Origin of the sequence: Priestia sp. J2 (genome assembly GCF_020790095.1) — a bacterium.
GTDB lineage: Bacteria > Bacillota > Bacilli > Bacillales > Bacillaceae_H > Priestia > Priestia zanthoxyli.
In genome coordinates this window covers 883,068-899,103 of sequence record NZ_CP086208.1, presented here as the reverse complement: position 1 = coordinate 899,103, position 16,036 = coordinate 883,068, and the positions used below count along the sequence as shown (strand labels likewise).

Genomic DNA, 16,036 nt, shown 5'->3' with positions numbered 1-16,036 from the left:
CCCTCCGTTGCTTATGAGTTCATATCTTTTGGTGCCGGTAACATACGAATATCGTCTGTTGTTTCTTTTTCTGTCTCTTCTACTTCTACCACTGGATCTTTACGAACATCACGTAGGAAGAAACTTAAAATCAATCCAATAATGGCAATGATAACTGTCCAGTAAAACGCGTCGTTAATTCCTTGTACAGTTGCTTGCGCTTGAACTTTTCCAGCTAATGTTGTTAAAGCTTGTTTTTGCGCTTCTGTTTGAGAAAGGTGAAGCGTTTGAGCAATCTTTTGCACAAATACCTGGAAGTTATTCATAAAGAATGGATCAGATGTAGTCATTGAACTGCTCATTTCATTCACATGATATGTTGTGCGATTTGTAAAGATTGTAGTCATTAAACTGATACCGATTGAACCACTCACCTGACGAAGCGTGTTCGACATAGATGTACCGTGGCTGCTTAATTTTGCCGGCAGCTGATTTAAACCAGCTGTCATAATTGGCATCATTAATAATGACATACCGAATGCACGGATCATATAAATAATAACAATATGACTAAACGGTGTTTCAAGCGTTAATTTTGTAAATTCAAATGTTGTCACAACCGTAATCAACATCCCGACAATCCCTAGTGGACGCGGTCCTAATTTATCAAACAGCGTACCAGAAATCGGTGACATGACTAGCATAACAAGTGCACCAGGCAAGATTAATAAGCCTGAGTCAAACGCTGAATAGCCACGGATGTTTTGCAAATAAATCGGTAATAAGAACATACCAGCATACATGCTGATTGTAATGGCAATACTGATGATATTAGATAATGAGAAAATATTGTATTTAAATACTCTCACATCAAGTAATGGACTTTTAAGTCGAAGCTGCTGTACAACAAAGATGATTAATAAGACAATACCGCCGATCATCGTTGATAATACAACTGAATCCGTCCAGCCATCGTTTCCAGCTTCACTGAAGCCGTATAGAAGTAAAGCCATACCTGCAAGAGATGTAAACACAGAAATTAGATCTACTTTTACATTTTGAGGCGGTTTAATATCTTTTAATTTAAAAGCTGCAATAATAAGTACGAGTGCACCTAGTGGCACCATTCCCGTAAATAAAATGTGCCAGTCATAGTTTTGAATAACCCATCCTGAAAGCGTCGGTCCAATTGCCGGAGCGAACATCATGGCTAAACCAAAGATACCCATTCCTTTTCCGCGCATATGAGGAGGGAAAATAAATACGATAATGGTCATAACTAGAGGTGCTAGCACTCCGCCCCCGACTGCTTGAACCAGACGTCCAATTAGCATAATTGAGAAAGTCGGCGCGATTCCGCAGACAAGCGCTCCAATTGTAAAGCAGGCCATCGCAAATAAGAATAAGCGACGAACGCCAAAACGTTCAATTAAATAGGCTGATAATGGAATAAGTGCACCATTTACAAGCATATATCCTGTAAGCAACCACTGTGCGGTATTAGCCGTAACGCCAAACTCTGTAATCAGATGCGGAATCGCAACATTTAGCAGCGTTTGGTTTAAAATTGCTAAGAACAATCCAAGCATAAGTACGACTAGTAGCGGGATATGCTTTTTAACTGAGCTTTCCTCTGGTTGTATCGTGTTTGCTGACATCAGTTCCTTCCTCCTTTCTTCTCTTCTTAATCATGTACGTTCTTAGTTTTTAGAGATTTTAACTTCTGCGTTCATACCTGGTAGTACGTTTTCAGAGTAGTTAGAAATAGAGATTTTAACAGGAACTGTTTGTGATACTTTCGTATAGTTGCCGTCTGAATTAGAGCTTGGCATTAATGAGAAAATTGAGTTTGTTGCATAACCGATTTCTTCTACTTTTCCATCAATTGTTGTTTTAGTATCTCCGTCAACTGTTACATCAACGTCATCGCCAGCTTCAATATCTTTTAATTTGTCTTCTTTAATGTTTGCAATGATGAATAAGTTATTCATATCTACTTCGCTAGCAATTTGCTGACCAGCTTGAACCATTTGATTTTCTTTTACCTGTGTTTTGATGATTTTACCATCCTCTGGTACTGTAACTGTTTTTTCTCCATCTTCTGATTGGATTTTAGCTACCTCATCGTCTTTTGAAACATCTTTACCTTCTTCAATATTCCAGCTTGCTACTTTACCTGCCGCTGGCGCTACTACTGTATAAAGATCGCCCGACACTTTTGCATTGTCTGTGGATACATAATTAGATTTTTGAATATAATAGTATCCCCCACCAATAATTAAAGCTAATACTACAATAATTCCGATAAAGTTCATTAAAATTAAACGCCCTCTTGACATTTATTTTACCTCCTTAATATTTCATTCAGTTAAGTATTACGCTAGATAACTTTATCACAAAGATATTTAGTTGTAAATAACTTTGATTTTAATTTATTTTTAAAACTAAACATTTATGTTTCATAAAGTTTTCCCGACTGAATACTTTACTACATCTTTAACTGAAATACAACTTAAAAGTTTTGGTTTCTTTACAAGTACTTTACTTTACTTTAAAGTTAGATATATAAGCATAGGGTTATACACAAAAACAGCTCCTTTTTTCGGAACAAACTCCCTATATACATAAACCACAATAGGTAACTAGCAGCAATTGTTTAACACCTATAATGATAAAGAAAAGGTGATTATGATGGATCAGCAGTTAATAGATAAACTAGAAAAACTTGACCAAGTTAAAACCTCATTATTTGAACTCAAGCGAAAGCTCTTGGAAGATAAAATCAGTGAGCAGCCCTATAATTTGACCATTACAAAATTTTTAATTTTAAAATTCATCGGAGTCAGCTCTAAACGTATGGTAGCCGAAATTTCTTCAAATCTAAAGCTAACCTCCGGGGCTACTACCATTTTATTAAATCAATTAGAAGATGATGCACTCGTTCAGCGTGTACGTGACCAAAAAGACCGCAGAATTGTATGGATATCCTTAACGGAGGCTGGCGAAACATTAGTGAACTATGTAATTGAGCAGCGAAATTTATTTTGGCAAGACATGCTTTTTGCTCTAACTCCAGAAGAACAGGATGAGTACCTCCGCATGCTTGAGAAAATGGAAAAACGAATTAGACAAACGGTAGATCGTTAATGATAAAAAGCGTGTGTCCATTTATTTTATGGACACACGCTTTTTATGACCCGCTACCATTGAAGGGTTTAGAAACCTTTGTGTTTTCTGACTTTAAAATTCAGGGTTGTTCTTTAAAAACCCCCTCCAAGCTTGTGCTGTAGCTTTCTCAATTTCTTCTTTAGAAGCATAAAGCCTTTTAGCGCTGTCTCCATAGCCAATTTCGATTTTGCCTTTTTTCAGTTCTTCAAATATTGAATCAGCAAAGTCATCAAGCGGTGCTCCAAATGTATGAAGTCCCGGTCCTCCTAAATCCGTGTTCACGGCTGGAGGAAGAATTTCTATCACTTCGGTATTTGTTTCTTCTACTTGATGTCTTAAACTAATCGTAAACGACCTTAACGCCGCTTTTGTTGCGCTGTAAATTGGCACCCATGCTCCAGGTGTTAAAGACAGCCCCGACGTTACGTTAATAACCGCAGCACGTTCTTGTTGAACGAAATGAGGAATCAATAGCGAAGTTAAATGAATAGGAGCACTTACATTACTCATTAGTTCTTTTTCGTAATACTGCCACTCTTCGTGCATGTGTAAAAGATTTACGCGCTGCTGAATGCCTGCATTATTCACAATAACATTTAATTTTGGGAACCTTTCAGTCGCCCATTTTACCAGCTCTACTCTGCTTTCTTCTATTGATACGTCGCACACTTTTGTATGTAACGAAGGGAATCTTTCTTTTGCTTCTTGCAGCTTTGATTCCCTTCTTCCACAAATAATAACTTCATTTCCTTCCTTTAAAAAACGTTCTGCAAGCGCCAATCCAATTCCAGACGCTCCGCCCGTAATTAAAATAGTGTTTCCTGACATTTTCATTACTTTTCCTCCTTGTTCAACCATCACATTTCCTAATTAATAAACAAAGCGCTACTGCATGAATGACAATAGCGCTTTGTTTATTATTTATCTTACAAGACGTTTTAGTCTTAATTTAACATTAAAAGTCAAAGTTATCTGGATCTGGACCTACGCGATGATTTTGATTTAATGCGTTAATTTTTTCAACTTCTTCTGCATTTAATTCAAAATCAAATACGTCTGCATTTTGGATAATACGATGTTCTTTTGTTGACTTAGGAATCGTTACTACTTCGTTTTGCAAGTCCCAACGTAAGATAACTTGAGCAGTTGATTTTCCGTGCTTTTCAGCAATTTGAGTTAACACTTCGTTATCAAGCAGCTCACCTTGTGCAAGCGGTGACCATGCTTCCACTTGGATTCCTTGTTTTTTGCAGTATTCACGCACTTCTGTTTGTGTTAAAAGTGGATGAAATTCGATTTGGTTTACCATCGGCTTAACTTCTGCATCTGCAATTAAGTCTTCTAGATGATGCACTTGGAAATTCGATACGCCGATTGCACGAATCTTCCCGTCTTTATAAAGCTTTTCAAGTGCTTTCCACGTATCTTTATACTTACCTTCAACCGGCCAGTGAATTAAGTATAAATCTAAATATTCAAGACCTAGCTTGTTTAAGCTTGTTTCAAACGCTTGAAGAGTTGTGTCATATCCTTGATCTGCATTCCACACTTTTGATGTAACAAATAGTTCTTCGCGAGAAACACCTGATTCTTTGATCGCTTGTCCCACGCCTTCTTCATTTTCATAAATTTTAGCCGTATCAATGCTTTTGTATCCAGCTTTGATTGCATATTTAACTGAATCTACAACTTCTTGACCATCTTCTACTTTATAAACACCTAAACCTAACCAAGGCATTTTCACGCCGTTTGCTAAGGTCGTCGTTGACTGTAAGTTTTCCATGTTGCTGTTCATCCCCTTTTTTACTGTTGAATTATTCGTAAAGAGTAATTGCTTGTGAAATTTGTTCTGCGCACTGTTTAACAAGTGCAGCATGTTCTTCGTCTTTCTCTTCTGAAATACGAACGGATGGACCTGATAAAGCAATAGCTGCCATTATTTTTCCTTTTCTGAAAATAGGGGCTGCAATACAGCGAACGCCAGGCTCCCGTTCTTCATCATCGACAGCATATCCTCTTTCCTTACTTAAAGCTAAGTCAGCTTCCAGCTCGTCCAGCTCGGTGATCGTTCGATCTGTATAAGCTTCAAGCGAAAGTTCGTGAAGAATAGATTTTTGCACGCTGTCCTCTTGATAAGCAAGAATACACTTTCCAATAGCATTTGCATGAAGCGGCTTTTTATTTCCTACTTCGGAATGCGTACGAGTGCTATATTGCCCGTTCACCACCTGAGTTGTAACCATCTGTTTATGATGGAGAATTCCCGCGTAAATGGTCTCATTGGTCTCTTCACTCAGCTTCTGCATAGCAGGAACTGAGAGCCAATTCATTTCATAGTTCGTATGCATCGTATTTTGTACGAGTGCCAGCACCAGTTGTGGTGAAACCGTATAGCGGTTAGACGGGTTTCTTACAATAAATCCGTTTTGTTCAAGCGTGCTCACAAGACGATACATCGTACTCTTATTAAAACCGAGCGCTTCCATCATTTCCGGAATAGTCATATTCGGACGGTTTAAAAGCAAAGAGAAGATATCTAATCCTTTTTTTAAAGTTCCAACCTCGGACATGCCCTTCTTCCTCCTTTTATCCGAACAACAATTTTATTATAAAACAAAGCTCTTTATCGTATCAAATAAGGAAACTAAATCAACTTATTTTCCCTATATGAGAGAATACATAACGTAATTGTTCTTCTTAATCTATTCCACTGTTTTTTCTATTTAAACATAAAAAAAGCCGTAACAATAGAATTTTTTTACAGTTTTTTAAAATTAACTTTGCTTTTCATTCGTTAACTTCTTCAAATCGCTTCAGCTGCTCCAGCTGATTTTCCTTTTTCATAATTTCTTTCTGACGCTCGCCTAGTAAATCGAAATGAGGATAGCCGGATCGATTATCAATATACTTAGCGGGAATACCATACTTTTCTCCCCACTTAATCAGCTTATTTAAGTCACTGCAACCTACTTTTGTTACGGTAGTTGCGTGTGGAAAACGCTCATCGAGCCAGTAATGAGTTAAAAATGCGATCTCTCCTCGCTTAACAGCTGCTTTCCATGCGTTTAGTTCCGGGCGTTTGATTCCAAATGCCATTATTTCACCTTTTCTCTTTTATATAAGTAGTCACATTGTTTGTTTACTATAAAGAAAAAATATCATTCATATAGAAATCTTTCATAATATCTTGTCTATTTATAACCATCTCTAAATAATAGCGTACTTTCTTCACCTGTTTCCTATCTAACATTATTGTGTGCTTATGATTTTATCATCATCTTCTTTTATTTTTCAAAAGATCAAACAAAAAAATAACGTTTAGATAATAAAGAAAAGCCTTATATGTAAAAGAAACTAAGGGTTAATTTCAACATTTCTATTGTGAACGATTTCTCCTTTATATTGAATGTTGTTCTTTTTTTATTATGGCAGTATGCATTTAGTTTGAAGCTTTAGTATATTAAAAAACTTCCAAAGTTACCATTCTCACAAAAAGACAGAATTTACTTTTTATTCCGAAAATAATATAATTCAAGTGATATGGAGCTTTTTGCTTCATCTATTTATTATCAAAGGGGGAATTCCGCTTGGCGATGAATGAAAATTCTTTAAAGAAGGTAAACAATGCTTCTTCCTCTCCTGATTACACAGAAATTGTACAGTCTGCTTCATTTCAAAAACTTTTGAAACAAAAACGCAATTTTATTTTACCGCTCTCTCTGTTTTTTCTTGCTTTTTATTTTACCTTGCCCATCTTAACGGCTTACACAACCGTCTTAAACAAACCAGCTTTTGCTTCTATGACTTGGGCGTGGGTATTTGCTTTTGCACAGTTTGTTATGACTTGGGCCCTATGCATTTTATACACAAAAAGAGCCTCGAAATTTGATAAACTTGTTGACACGATAAAAAAAGAAGCTGCAAATTGAATAGGGGGTTAAATGAATGAACGTACTAGCTTTCTCACTTTTTTTAGCTATTGTAGGTCTTACGCTAATCATTACGTATGCGGCATCCAAGCGAACAAAAACGACCAGTGACTTTTACACAGCAGATGGAAGTTTAACCGGCTGGCAAAACGGCATGGCGATTGCCGGAGATTATATGTCTGCTGCGTCATTTTTAGGTATAGCTGGAATGGTAGCGCTTTCTGGATTTGACGGTTTTTTTTACAGCATCGGCTTTTTAGTTGCCTATCTCGTCGTGTTATACATTGTAGCTGAACCACTTCGCAACTTAGGAAAGTACACGATGGCAGATATGATAGCAGCTCGTTTTAACGAAAAGAAAGTGCGGGGAGTTGCCGCATTAAACACGATCACCATTTCCATTTTTTATATGATTGCGCAGCTTGTTGGAGCAGGAGCATTAATTCATTTATTACTTGGTCTAGATTACGTGTATTCTGTCTTGATTGTCGGCGTGTTGATGACGGTTTACGTTGTATTTGGAGGCATGACGGCGACCAGCTGGGTGCAGATTGTCAAAGCCTTGCTTCTCATGATTGGTACGTTCATTATTTCCATTATTGTATTTTCAAAATTTGATTTTAGCTTTGCTAAAATGTTTTCTGAGATGAAAACCGCAACTCCTCTTGGCGACGGATTTTTAAATCCAGGAAATAAATTCAAAAATCCGCTGGACATGATTTCGTTGAATTTAGCTCTTGTTCTTGGTACAGCAGGCCTTCCTCATATCCTTATTCGTTTCTTTACAGTAAAAGATGCCATCACCGCACGAAAGTCTGTTATTTATGCAACGTGGATCATTGGCGTTTTTTACATTATGACAATCTTTTTAGGGTTCGGTGCTGCTGCATTCGTAGGGTACGATGATATTATCAAAGCAAATGCAGCAGGAAACATGGCAGCTCCCCTGCTCGCTCAAGTTCTTGGCGGAGACTTTCTCTTTGCGTTTGTCTCAGCTGTAGCTTTTGCTACGATTTTAGCTGTTGTAGCTGGGCTGGTGCTCTCAGCAGCTTCAGCATTCGCTCACGACTTTTATAGTCATATTCTCCGTAAAGGGGCTGCAACTGAAAAAGAACAGGTAGTGGCTGCACGATGGGCTTCTATTGGGGTATCCATTCTATCTATTATTCTTGCATTATTTGCTCAAAACATGAACGTAGCATTTTTAGTTGCACTTGCATTTGCCGTAGCAGCGAGCGCTAACTTGCCAATTATTCTTCTTACTATTTTTTGGAAACGCTTTAATACAGCAGGAGCAGTCACTGGCATGCTGGTTGGACTATTCAGCTCACTGTTTTTAGTTGCCATTAGTCCAAACGTGTGGGCACCTGAGCCTGGAGCTGCTATCTTTGTAGGTGAACCGCTCATCACATTAACAAACCCTGGTATTATCTCCATTCCTCTAGGCTTCTTAGCTGCTTTTATAGGAACACTCCTTTCGTCTAAAAAAGCAGACGAAAAGAAATTTGATGAGATTTTAGTAAAAGCAAATACAGGTATGGGAATCGAAGAGCCTGTCAAACATTAATGCCAAAAAGCCTTGAAGCAGGTTGCTTCAAGGCTTTTTACTAGAATAAATCTTCTTGTAAGCCAATAGCGGCAATTTGTTCATTTCTAAACTTTACAGCTAACATATGCTCTTCTTCCCACGTACATTCAAAAAACAAACCAACTTCTCTTGTATCATGGGGTGCTTCAGGAACAAAGATTTGAATACACTCAACTAAAAAACCGATGTCTTTTCGCTTTTTTACATTCGGAACTAATAAGTCTACCACGTCTTTTTCAACTTGAGTTCTGTATTCATCTCGCACCTGTTGATAATAATCAAAAAGAGCTTTTTCCGTCCTCTTTAACAATAATTCGCTTTGAAGCCAAAATGCTTGAAAAGCCTCTTCTTGCCGTTTTTGAAATGGCTTCTCTTTATCTCCATCAATTGTCAGCAACACATGTTGTTGTTGTCCAAAGAAAGTGACCTGTTTTTCTCCAACCCAGGCCGAGTCATATAACAAAGATCCAAAAAGTGGATGATGTACTCGTAATGTTTGATTCATTGCATACCTGACCCTCTCAAAAAGTGGATTTCTGCTTGCATTGGCGTATAATAAATGGTGCTTGAAACAAACTTCTAAACTTATTCTATGTTACCATATTTTTTACAGAAAGGAGTGCCACAATGTGTGAATACAATTAAATCTTTATACCCTTACTTAAAACCTTACAAATGGCTCGCGCTGTTTGCCCCGCTATTGATGGTCATTGAAGTGTTAGCTGACCTTCTTCAGCCTACTATTATGCAGCATATCATTGATTATGGCATTGCAAACAACAATCAAACATATGTTATCACCCGAAGTATCCTTATGCTTATGTTAGCAATCATTGGCTTAGCTGCTGGTATCGTCTGCGCCATCCTTAGCACAAAAGCAGCAGTAAATTTTTCTACCGATATTCGAAAATCGCTTTTTGAAAAGATTGAAAACCTCTCAAACAGCAACAGAGATAAACTAGGGACTGGTCACTTAATCACTGTCATGACAAATGATGTAACAAGTGTTCAAAACGCATTGAATATGACGCTAAAAGTATTAGTTAGAGGACCTTTACTTTTTGCAGGAAGTATTGTGATCGTGTTATTAACCGCTCGTTCTTTGTTTCCTATTATCGTCGTGGTCGTCCCTATTTTATTTTTATGCATTTGGTTTGTGATCACGAAAGCCGGAAAACTTTTCAAAAAAGTTCAGCGAAGCGTTGATCGTGTAAACACAAAAGTCCAAGAAAATTTATCAGGGATGCGCGTAGTAAAAGCGTATGTAAGAGAATCATATGAAATCAATCAGTTTAAAGAAGCAAACAGCTCCTTGACGCAAGCTAATATGAGTGCTGTTCAGCTTATTTCGCTTTTAATGCCCGTTATTTTATTTGTAGTAAATATCGGCATGGTAGCTACTCTATGGCTGGGTGGACTTCAAGTTGAAGCAGGAAAAATTGAAGCAGGTGTGATTTTAGCTTTTATTAATTACTTAACGATTATTTTAAACGGACTTATGTCAAGCAGCATGGTGCTGATGCAAATTACACGTGCATTCCCTTCAGCTGAACGAATCGATTCTGTTTTAAAAACAAAAATAGACATTCCTCCAGCAAACTCTGCTGCTCAAATCAACAGACTTAAAGGTGATCTATCGTTTCAAAACGTTACATACAGCTACAGTAAAAATGGCGAAAACGTATTAAAAGATATTTCATTTACTGCTAAACACGGGGAAACTATTGGCATTATCGGCTCTACTGGAAGCGGAAAATCGACGCTTGCAAAACTTATTTCGCGCTTATATGATCCTGATGGCGGCGGAATTTTTGTAGATGGAAAAAATCTGACAAACTATGACGTAAAAGAGCTTCGCTCATCCATTGGGTTTATTCCTCAAAAAGCTACACTGTTTACCGGAACGATTGATATGAATATTCGAATGGGAAACAATCATGCTTCTTCCTCAGAAATTGAAGATGCTGCAGCTTTCGCATGCGCAACGGAGTTTATTGAAAAACTCCCAGAAAAATATGAGTATCCTTTAACGCGAGGAGCAACCAACTTATCAGGAGGGCAAAAGCAGCGTCTTTCAATCGCGCGTGCATTTGTTAGAAAGCCTGCTATATTGGTCATTGATGATGCAACTTCCGCGTTGGATGCTGTCTCAGAAGCGCAGGTACTAACACATTTAAAAGAAGAGTTTTCCGATGCGACCGTCATTATTATTGCGTCTAAAATTTCGTCTCTTCTTCACGCTGATCATATTATCGTCATGGATGAAGGCAAAATTGCTGAACAAGGGACTCATGAAGAATTGCTTCGTCACCACTCTCTTTATTACGACATTTATCTAGCACAAGGCGGAAAAGAGGTGTTGCCTAGTGAATAATCAAGGTAAAAATCAAATGAGCTCTATTCGCGGCCCTAGAGGCATGATGAAGGGTCCTGTAGTGAAGCCAAAGAATGCGAAAAAAACACTATATAGAATCTGGTCATATATGGGAAAACGAAAGCCTCCGCTTGTGGCTGCGATCATCTTAGTTATTGTGACTTCCCTGCTTAATTTATTAGGCCCTTATTTAATTGGGGTTATTATTGACGAGCATATTATTCCCAAAGATATCAGCGGAACGATACGAATGTCACTCACTCTTGCAGGAATTTACATTACGACATCTTTGTTAACATGGCTGCAAACCTATTTAATGGTAAACGTTTCGTTTACGACCATCGGAATGCTCCGCCAAGATTTATTTGCAAAGCTTCAAACTCTCTCTCTTCGCTTTTTTGATAAGCGAGCTCACGGAGAGTTAATGAGCCGGGTTACGAATGATATTGATAACCTGAATAACGCTCTGAGTCAAAGCGTTATTCAGGCTCTGTCCTCTATTTTATCTCTAGTCGGTATTACCATTGCGATGTTCTCGCTCAACTGGATTCTTGCCATTATCACACTGATTGTTATTCCATTAATGGTTATAATCGTTCGACAAATATTAAAACGAAGCAGTGAAAATTTTGTCAAACGCCAAAAAGACTTAGGTGAGCTAAACGGCTTTGTAGAAGAAGCAATCTCTGGAGGAGAAGTTGTTACGCTTTTTAGTAAGGAAAAAGATTTTTTAACTGTTTTTAATGAACGAAATGAACAGCTGAGAAGTTCAGCAACAAAAGCAGAAACATTTTCAGGCTTTTTAGGTCCTGTCACAAACTTTATTAACAACTTAGGCTTAGCACTAGTGATTGGAGCAGGAGCATTTATGGCTGTTCAAGGTAGCGTTACAGTTGGGATGATCGCTTCATTTGTTAACTACTCACGTCAGTTCTCTCGCCCAATCAGTCAAATGGCAAACTTAGTAAACACTATTCTTTCGGCTATTGCCGGCGCAGAGCGCGTGTTTGCGATTATGGATGAGCAGCCGGACGTCACAAACAAGCCAAACGCTCTTTCTGTTACAAAATTTGCAGGAGACGTTGCTTTTGAGAACGTATCATTTGGCTATACTGACGAAAAAATGATTTTAAAAAATGTTACACTTACAGCAAAAAAAGGTGAAATGGTTGCTTTGGTCGGTCCTACAGGTTCTGGTAAAACAACAATCATTAACTTGCTCACACGATTTTATGACATCGCAAACGGAGACATTAAAATTGACGGCCGTTCCATCAGTGACTATAACATCCATGATTTACGAAACCGAATTGGCATTGTTCTTCAGGATACCTATTTATTTTCCGGTACGATTGCGGATAACATTCGATTCGGCCGGTTAGATGCCAGCGATGAAGAAGTGAAAAGCGCAGCAAAAATGGCAAATGCTCATTCTTTTATCAAGCACCTGCCGCAGCAATACGATACCGTGATTTCAGCCGGTGGAGGAAATTTAAGTGAAGGTCAAAAGCAGCTCTTATCGATTGCCCGAGCCATGCTCTCTGACTGTGATATTTTAATTTTAGACGAAGCTACTTCCAATATTGATACAAAAACAGAAATTGATATTCAAAAAGGAATGAGTAATCTATTAAAAGGAAAAACAAGCTTTGTAATTGCCCACCGCCTCAAAACGATTGAAAATGCAAATCAAATTCTTGTCTTAAAAGACGGACAGATTATTGAAAAAGGAAATCATCACGAGCTATTAGAGAAACAAGGTTTTTACCACAAGCTCTATACGCAGCAGTTTACGATTTAAAAGAGGCTGGAACATAACTTAACCCAATCCAATCTAAAGACGAGAAAACGAACTATTGATCAATAGTTCGTTTTTTACTTCAACTAAAATACTTTTGTCTCAAGCTCTTTTTCGCTCTATCATTTATCTATCACAGCTACAATTTTCCCTTTTACTCGACGAGTCGCCAGTTCATCTAAAGCTGCCGGCACTTCGTCTAGTGAAATGACTTTTTCCACAAGAGCATTCAGCTTATTTTCTTGTAAAAGCAAAAGCATTTTATTTCCCATCTCCGCAAGTTTTTGCTGTTCTTTTACGTTGTTAGACTGATGTACGCTTCCTAATGCAACTTGATGAAACGATAGTGGATGCGCAAACGAAATCGCATCATTTACATTAGGAGGTCCTGCGATAAATGCAATTTGACCATTAAAAGCAAGAGCCTTTACCGACTCGTCTGCATTGTTACGCCCGACTGTATCCAAGACTAAATCTACACCGAGTCCATCGGTAAGCTCCAGCACTTTTTTCACAAAATCTTCTTTACGGTAGTCGATTGCATAGTCAGCACCTAAACTTTTTACAAACTCATGATTGGCAGAAGATGCGGTTGTAAGCACTGTAAGACCTGCATTTTTAGCAAGCTGAATGGCAAACCCTCCAACGCCTCCAGCACCTGCGTGAATTAAAATCGTTTGTCCTTTTGAAGCGTTCATTTTGTGAAACAATGCTTGATATGCTGTATACCCCGCACATGGAATAGCTGCAGCGTCTTCAAATGAAACTCCTTGTGGAATAAGGGAAACCGTATGAGCTGTTGTCACTCCGTACTGTGCAAACCCGCCTTTTTTTGATAAATCGCTATGATATACAACGCGGTCTCCGATTTTGACAGTTGTGACTTCTTCTCCCACTTCCTCGACAACGCCAGCGGAATCAAGTCCTAATACGTGAGGGTATGTCCAACTGGGATTACCGCCGTTTCCTGTTTTATAATCTACAGGGTTCAAGGCAGTAGCTTTAATTTTAACTAAAATTTCACCTTTAGCTGGATGCGGCTTTTGGATATTTCCGACTTTCATCTCACTTACTTTCCCTTTGCCTTCTAGCAGTAAAGCTTTCATCAAGATCTCCCCTTTTACATTTCTTCCTTCAATTAAAAGTTCTTTTTCAGTATAATAAATACATGTTGTTTACAAAAGACGGCACTTTCATGTAACCAGGTACCTTCCCGGTAACCTAGGTCTATGGATATTAAATTATTATATCCATATTTCATATCTGTTTATGAATGGAGGATTAGCGGTGAAAGCACCCCACTATAATGTACCTGTTGAAGCAACACTTGAAGTAATCGGCGGGAAATGGAAAGTCGTTATTTTATGCCTCTTAAAAGAAGGCGAAAAACGTTTTAGCGAACTTCAGCGAGCTATGCCTGCTATTACTAAAAAAATGCTGTCTCAACAGCTAAAAGAATTAGAAAAAGACGGTGTAGTTAATAGAAAAGTATACAATGAAGTTCCTCCTAAAGTAGAGTACTCACTCAGTGAAGAAGGCGAAACCTTACGAGAAATTTTAAATATGATGTGCGCATGGGGAGATAGAAGAATGGGAAACACCCCAAATTGCAGCTAAGTTCTCCTAGCAGCTTTGTTAAAATAACCGAATAGCTGCTGGGAAGAGCTATTCGGTTGTTTTATCTATTTCCCTACTCTTTCTTATGAGTCGCCCTTGTGTAAGAACATCTGACAACACTATAGAATTCTTTCGCATTTTCATATATGATGATGTCGAACGATGCAGCCAGAATTGTCGAAATAAAACTCAAGAATGATAGGTGATTCAATGATGCAATTAGGTTTAGATTTATCTCAAAAACAACTATTAAAATTGGCCATGACACCTGAATTACGTCAGTCTATCAACATTTTAAATTATTCTACGGCCGATTTAGTTCATTATCTTCATGAGCAAGTCAATGAAAATCCTGTAATTAAACTGTCTGCTGGCGATTCTCAGCAAAAAAATTCATTTAACACTCGAGAACAGCGTTCATATTCAAAAGGTCACACCGATGACGAGTATAATCCGTTTAATTATATATCCGATCAAACTGTGACATTAGAGAGCCATTTATTAGAGCAGCTGTCTATGCTAAATCATTTACACTCACAGCAAAAACACATCGTTCAATTTCTAATTGGAAACTTAAATAAAAACGGCTTTTTAGCAATTGAACCAAAATTGGCAGCCGAACTGCTTAACGTTTCAATTGACGAAGTCAACGATATGATTCACGTTTTACAAAGCTTTGATCCAATTGGAGTGGGCGCTCAAAACTTTGTCGATTCACTGCTTATTCAAATTAAGGCCAAAAAGTCAAAGCCTCCTCTTTTATATGATGTGGTGAAACACGATATTGAAGATATTGCTAACAAAAAATATCGGAACATTTCAAAAAAATACTCTATTTCAATGCGCGAAGTACAAGAAATTGTTGACTGCTTGCGGACATTGAATCCTCGTCCAGCAGGAGATTTCTATGTTCCGCTTACGAAGTACATTTCGCCTGATGTAACGGTACAAAAAATAGACGGCCGCTATCATGTTATTCTTCATAGCGAGCTGCTTCCGCCCATCGAGATTAACAGCACCTACCAAAAACTGGTTCATCGCTCTGCATGCGTAACAACCGATCGATACGTACAGGAAAAAATCCATGAAGCTACTTGGCTAATTAATAGTATTGAGCAGCGTAATGCGACGATTTACAACGTGTCTAAAGCCATTGTGGAACATCAGCAAGATTTTTTTGAAATGGGTATTTCGGGGCTAAAGCCGCTTACCTTAAAAGATATTGCTCAAAAAGTAGACTGTCACGAATCAACGGTAAGCCGTGCAACTAACGGAAAGTATATTCAAACGCCGCGCGGACTGTTTGAACTAAAATACTTTTTCACTAATTCTTTAGAGAGAACCGATGGCGAACAAAGCAATTCTACCGCCTTTATAAAAGAGAAAATTAAAACATTAATTGCCGAAGAAAATAAATTAAAACCTCTTTCAGATCAAAAGCTCATGTCTCTTCTTTCCAGCGAAGGAATTCAAATTTCAAGAAGAACAGTAGCTAAATACCGTGAAGAAGCTGGAATTGAAAGTTCTTCTAAGCGGCGACGATTTTAATATTATTTATTCTAAATTACAGCTTTATCACTACT

General features: G+C 38.0%; 15 protein-coding genes. 7 read left to right on the top strand and 8 right to left on the bottom strand.

The annotated features are described in order from the left end of the window. Nucleotides 1-11: 11 nt before the first annotated feature. Complete coding sequence (locus tag LJY09_RS04660) at nucleotides 12-1,637, bottom strand: DHA2 family efflux MFS transporter permease subunit (RefSeq protein ID WP_028412180.1); 1,626 nt, start codon at nucleotides 1,635-1,637, stop codon at nucleotides 12-14. Nucleotides 1,638-1,679: 42 nt separating this feature from the next. Beyond that, nucleotides 1,680-2,318, bottom strand: a complete 639-nt coding sequence (locus LJY09_RS04655) for a biotin/lipoyl-containing protein (RefSeq protein ID WP_028412179.1) — start codon at nucleotides 2,316-2,318, stop codon at nucleotides 1,680-1,682. Between the two features lie 352 nt (nucleotides 2,319-2,670). On the opposite strand from LJY09_RS04655, the gene LJY09_RS04650 reads away from it, so the two are divergent. Continuing rightward, entirely contained in the window at nucleotides 2,671-3,126 is a 456-nt protein-coding gene (locus LJY09_RS04650; RefSeq protein WP_228307501.1) for a MarR family winged helix-turn-helix transcriptional regulator, read from the top strand. Between the two features lie 93 nt (nucleotides 3,127-3,219). Here LJY09_RS04650 and LJY09_RS04645 read toward each other — a convergent pair whose 3' ends face one another. From LJY09_RS04645 to LJY09_RS04630, 4 genes are all read right to left on the bottom strand, one after another. Further along, on the bottom strand, nucleotides 3,220-3,981 hold the full coding sequence (locus LJY09_RS04645; RefSeq protein ID WP_154973502.1) for an SDR family oxidoreductase: 762 nt from the start codon (nucleotides 3,979-3,981) through the stop codon (nucleotides 3,220-3,222). Nucleotides 3,982-4,102: 121 nt separating this feature from the next. After that, entirely contained in the window at nucleotides 4,103-4,930 is an 828-nt protein-coding gene (locus LJY09_RS04640; protein WP_028412173.1) for an aldo/keto reductase, read from the bottom strand. 31 nt (nucleotides 4,931-4,961) lie between these two features. Then, entirely contained in the window at nucleotides 4,962-5,717 is a 756-nt protein-coding gene (locus LJY09_RS04635; protein WP_028412172.1) for an IclR family transcriptional regulator, read from the bottom strand. A gap of 217 nt (nucleotides 5,718-5,934) precedes the next feature. Further along, nucleotides 5,935-6,243, bottom strand: a complete 309-nt coding sequence (locus LJY09_RS04630; protein ID WP_034269656.1) for a hypothetical protein — start codon at nucleotides 6,241-6,243, stop codon at nucleotides 5,935-5,937. Between the two features lie 497 nt (nucleotides 6,244-6,740). Between LJY09_RS04630 and LJY09_RS04625 the strand changes: the two genes are divergently transcribed. Both LJY09_RS04625 and LJY09_RS04620 read left to right on the top strand, forming a co-directional pair. Next, a complete protein-coding gene (locus LJY09_RS04625) occupies nucleotides 6,741-7,076 on the top strand; it encodes a DUF485 domain-containing protein (protein WP_372456112.1) in 336 nt (111 codons plus the stop codon). 16 nt (nucleotides 7,077-7,092) lie between these two features. Continuing rightward, a complete protein-coding gene (locus LJY09_RS04620; RefSeq protein WP_028412169.1) occupies nucleotides 7,093-8,643 on the top strand; it encodes a solute symporter family protein in 1,551 nt (516 codons plus the stop codon). 40 nt (nucleotides 8,644-8,683) lie between these two features. On the opposite strand, the gene LJY09_RS04615 is transcribed toward LJY09_RS04620, so the two are convergent. Next, nucleotides 8,684-9,169 carry a DUF6985 domain-containing protein gene (locus LJY09_RS04615; protein ID WP_028412168.1) on the bottom strand — a complete coding sequence of 162 codons (486 nt, stop codon included), beginning with the start codon at nucleotides 9,167-9,169 and terminating at the stop codon, nucleotides 8,684-8,686. 126 nt (nucleotides 9,170-9,295) lie between these two features. On the opposite strand from LJY09_RS04615, the gene LJY09_RS04610 reads away from it, so the two are divergent. Together LJY09_RS04610 and LJY09_RS04605 are read left to right on the top strand one after the other, a co-directional pair. After that, nucleotides 9,296-11,038 carry an ABC transporter ATP-binding protein gene (locus LJY09_RS04610; RefSeq protein WP_098999783.1) on the top strand — a complete coding sequence of 581 codons (1,743 nt, stop codon included), beginning with the start codon at nucleotides 9,296-9,298 and terminating at the stop codon, nucleotides 11,036-11,038. A 16-nt stretch (nucleotides 11,039-11,054) separates the two neighbouring features. Then, complete coding sequence (locus tag LJY09_RS04605) at nucleotides 11,055-12,839, top strand: ABC transporter ATP-binding protein (RefSeq protein WP_028412166.1); 1,785 nt, start codon at nucleotides 11,055-11,057, stop codon at nucleotides 12,837-12,839. Between the two features lie 119 nt (nucleotides 12,840-12,958). On the opposite strand, the gene LJY09_RS04600 is transcribed toward LJY09_RS04605, so the two are convergent. After that, nucleotides 12,959-13,942: a zinc-binding dehydrogenase gene (locus LJY09_RS04600; RefSeq protein WP_033578159.1), complete on the bottom strand. Its 984-nt coding sequence runs from the start codon at nucleotides 13,940-13,942 to the stop codon at nucleotides 12,959-12,961. A 163-nt stretch (nucleotides 13,943-14,105) separates the two neighbouring features. On the opposite strand from LJY09_RS04600, the gene LJY09_RS04595 reads away from it, so the two are divergent. Together LJY09_RS04595 and rpoN are read left to right on the top strand one after the other, a co-directional pair. After that, nucleotides 14,106-14,453 carry a winged helix-turn-helix transcriptional regulator gene (locus LJY09_RS04595; protein ID WP_014461394.1) on the top strand — a complete coding sequence of 116 codons (348 nt, stop codon included), beginning with the start codon at nucleotides 14,106-14,108 and terminating at the stop codon, nucleotides 14,451-14,453. Between the two features lie 213 nt (nucleotides 14,454-14,666). Further along, nucleotides 14,667-16,001, top strand: coding sequence for an RNA polymerase factor sigma-54 (rpoN, locus tag LJY09_RS04590; protein ID WP_028412164.1), 1,335 nt, complete (start codon nucleotides 14,667-14,669; stop codon nucleotides 15,999-16,001). Nucleotides 16,002-16,036 lie beyond the last annotated feature (35 nt).

Excerpts from the sequence above, each read along its gene's own strand:
- LJY09_RS04660 (WP_028412180.1), bottom strand. The coding sequence starts at position 1,637 with ATGTCAGCAAACACGATACAACCAGAGGAAAGCTCAGTTAAAAAGCAT.
- LJY09_RS04655 (WP_028412179.1), bottom strand. The coding sequence starts at position 2,318 with ATGTCAAGAGGGCGTTTAATTTTAATGAACTTTATCGGAATTATTGTA.
- LJY09_RS04650 (WP_228307501.1), top strand. The coding sequence starts at position 2,671 with ATGGATCAGCAGTTAATAGATAAACTAGAAAAACTTGACCAAGTTAAA.
- LJY09_RS04645 (WP_154973502.1), bottom strand. The coding sequence starts at position 3,981 with ATGAAAATGTCAGGAAACACTATTTTAATTACGGGCGGAGCGTCTGGA.
- LJY09_RS04640 (WP_028412173.1), bottom strand. The coding sequence starts at position 4,930 with ATGGAAAACTTACAGTCAACGACGACCTTAGCAAACGGCGTGAAAATG.
- LJY09_RS04635 (WP_028412172.1), bottom strand. The coding sequence starts at position 5,717 with ATGTCCGAGGTTGGAACTTTAAAAAAAGGATTAGATATCTTCTCTTTG.
- LJY09_RS04630 (WP_034269656.1), bottom strand. The coding sequence starts at position 6,243 with ATGGCATTTGGAATCAAACGCCCGGAACTAAACGCATGGAAAGCAGCT.
- LJY09_RS04625 (WP_372456112.1), top strand. The coding sequence starts at position 6,741 with ATGAATGAAAATTCTTTAAAGAAGGTAAACAATGCTTCTTCCTCTCCT.
- LJY09_RS04620 (WP_028412169.1), top strand. The coding sequence starts at position 7,093 with ATGAACGTACTAGCTTTCTCACTTTTTTTAGCTATTGTAGGTCTTACG.
- LJY09_RS04615 (WP_028412168.1), bottom strand. The coding sequence starts at position 9,169 with ATGAATCAAACATTACGAGTACATCATCCACTTTTTGGATCTTTGTTA.
- LJY09_RS04605 (WP_028412166.1), top strand. The coding sequence starts at position 11,055 with ATGAGCTCTATTCGCGGCCCTAGAGGCATGATGAAGGGTCCTGTAGTG.
- LJY09_RS04600 (WP_033578159.1), bottom strand. The coding sequence starts at position 13,942 with ATGAAAGCTTTACTGCTAGAAGGCAAAGGGAAAGTAAGTGAGATGAAA.
- LJY09_RS04595 (WP_014461394.1), top strand. The coding sequence starts at position 14,106 with ATGAATGGAGGATTAGCGGTGAAAGCACCCCACTATAATGTACCTGTT.
- rpoN (WP_028412164.1), top strand. The coding sequence starts at position 14,667 with ATGCAATTAGGTTTAGATTTATCTCAAAAACAACTATTAAAATTGGCC.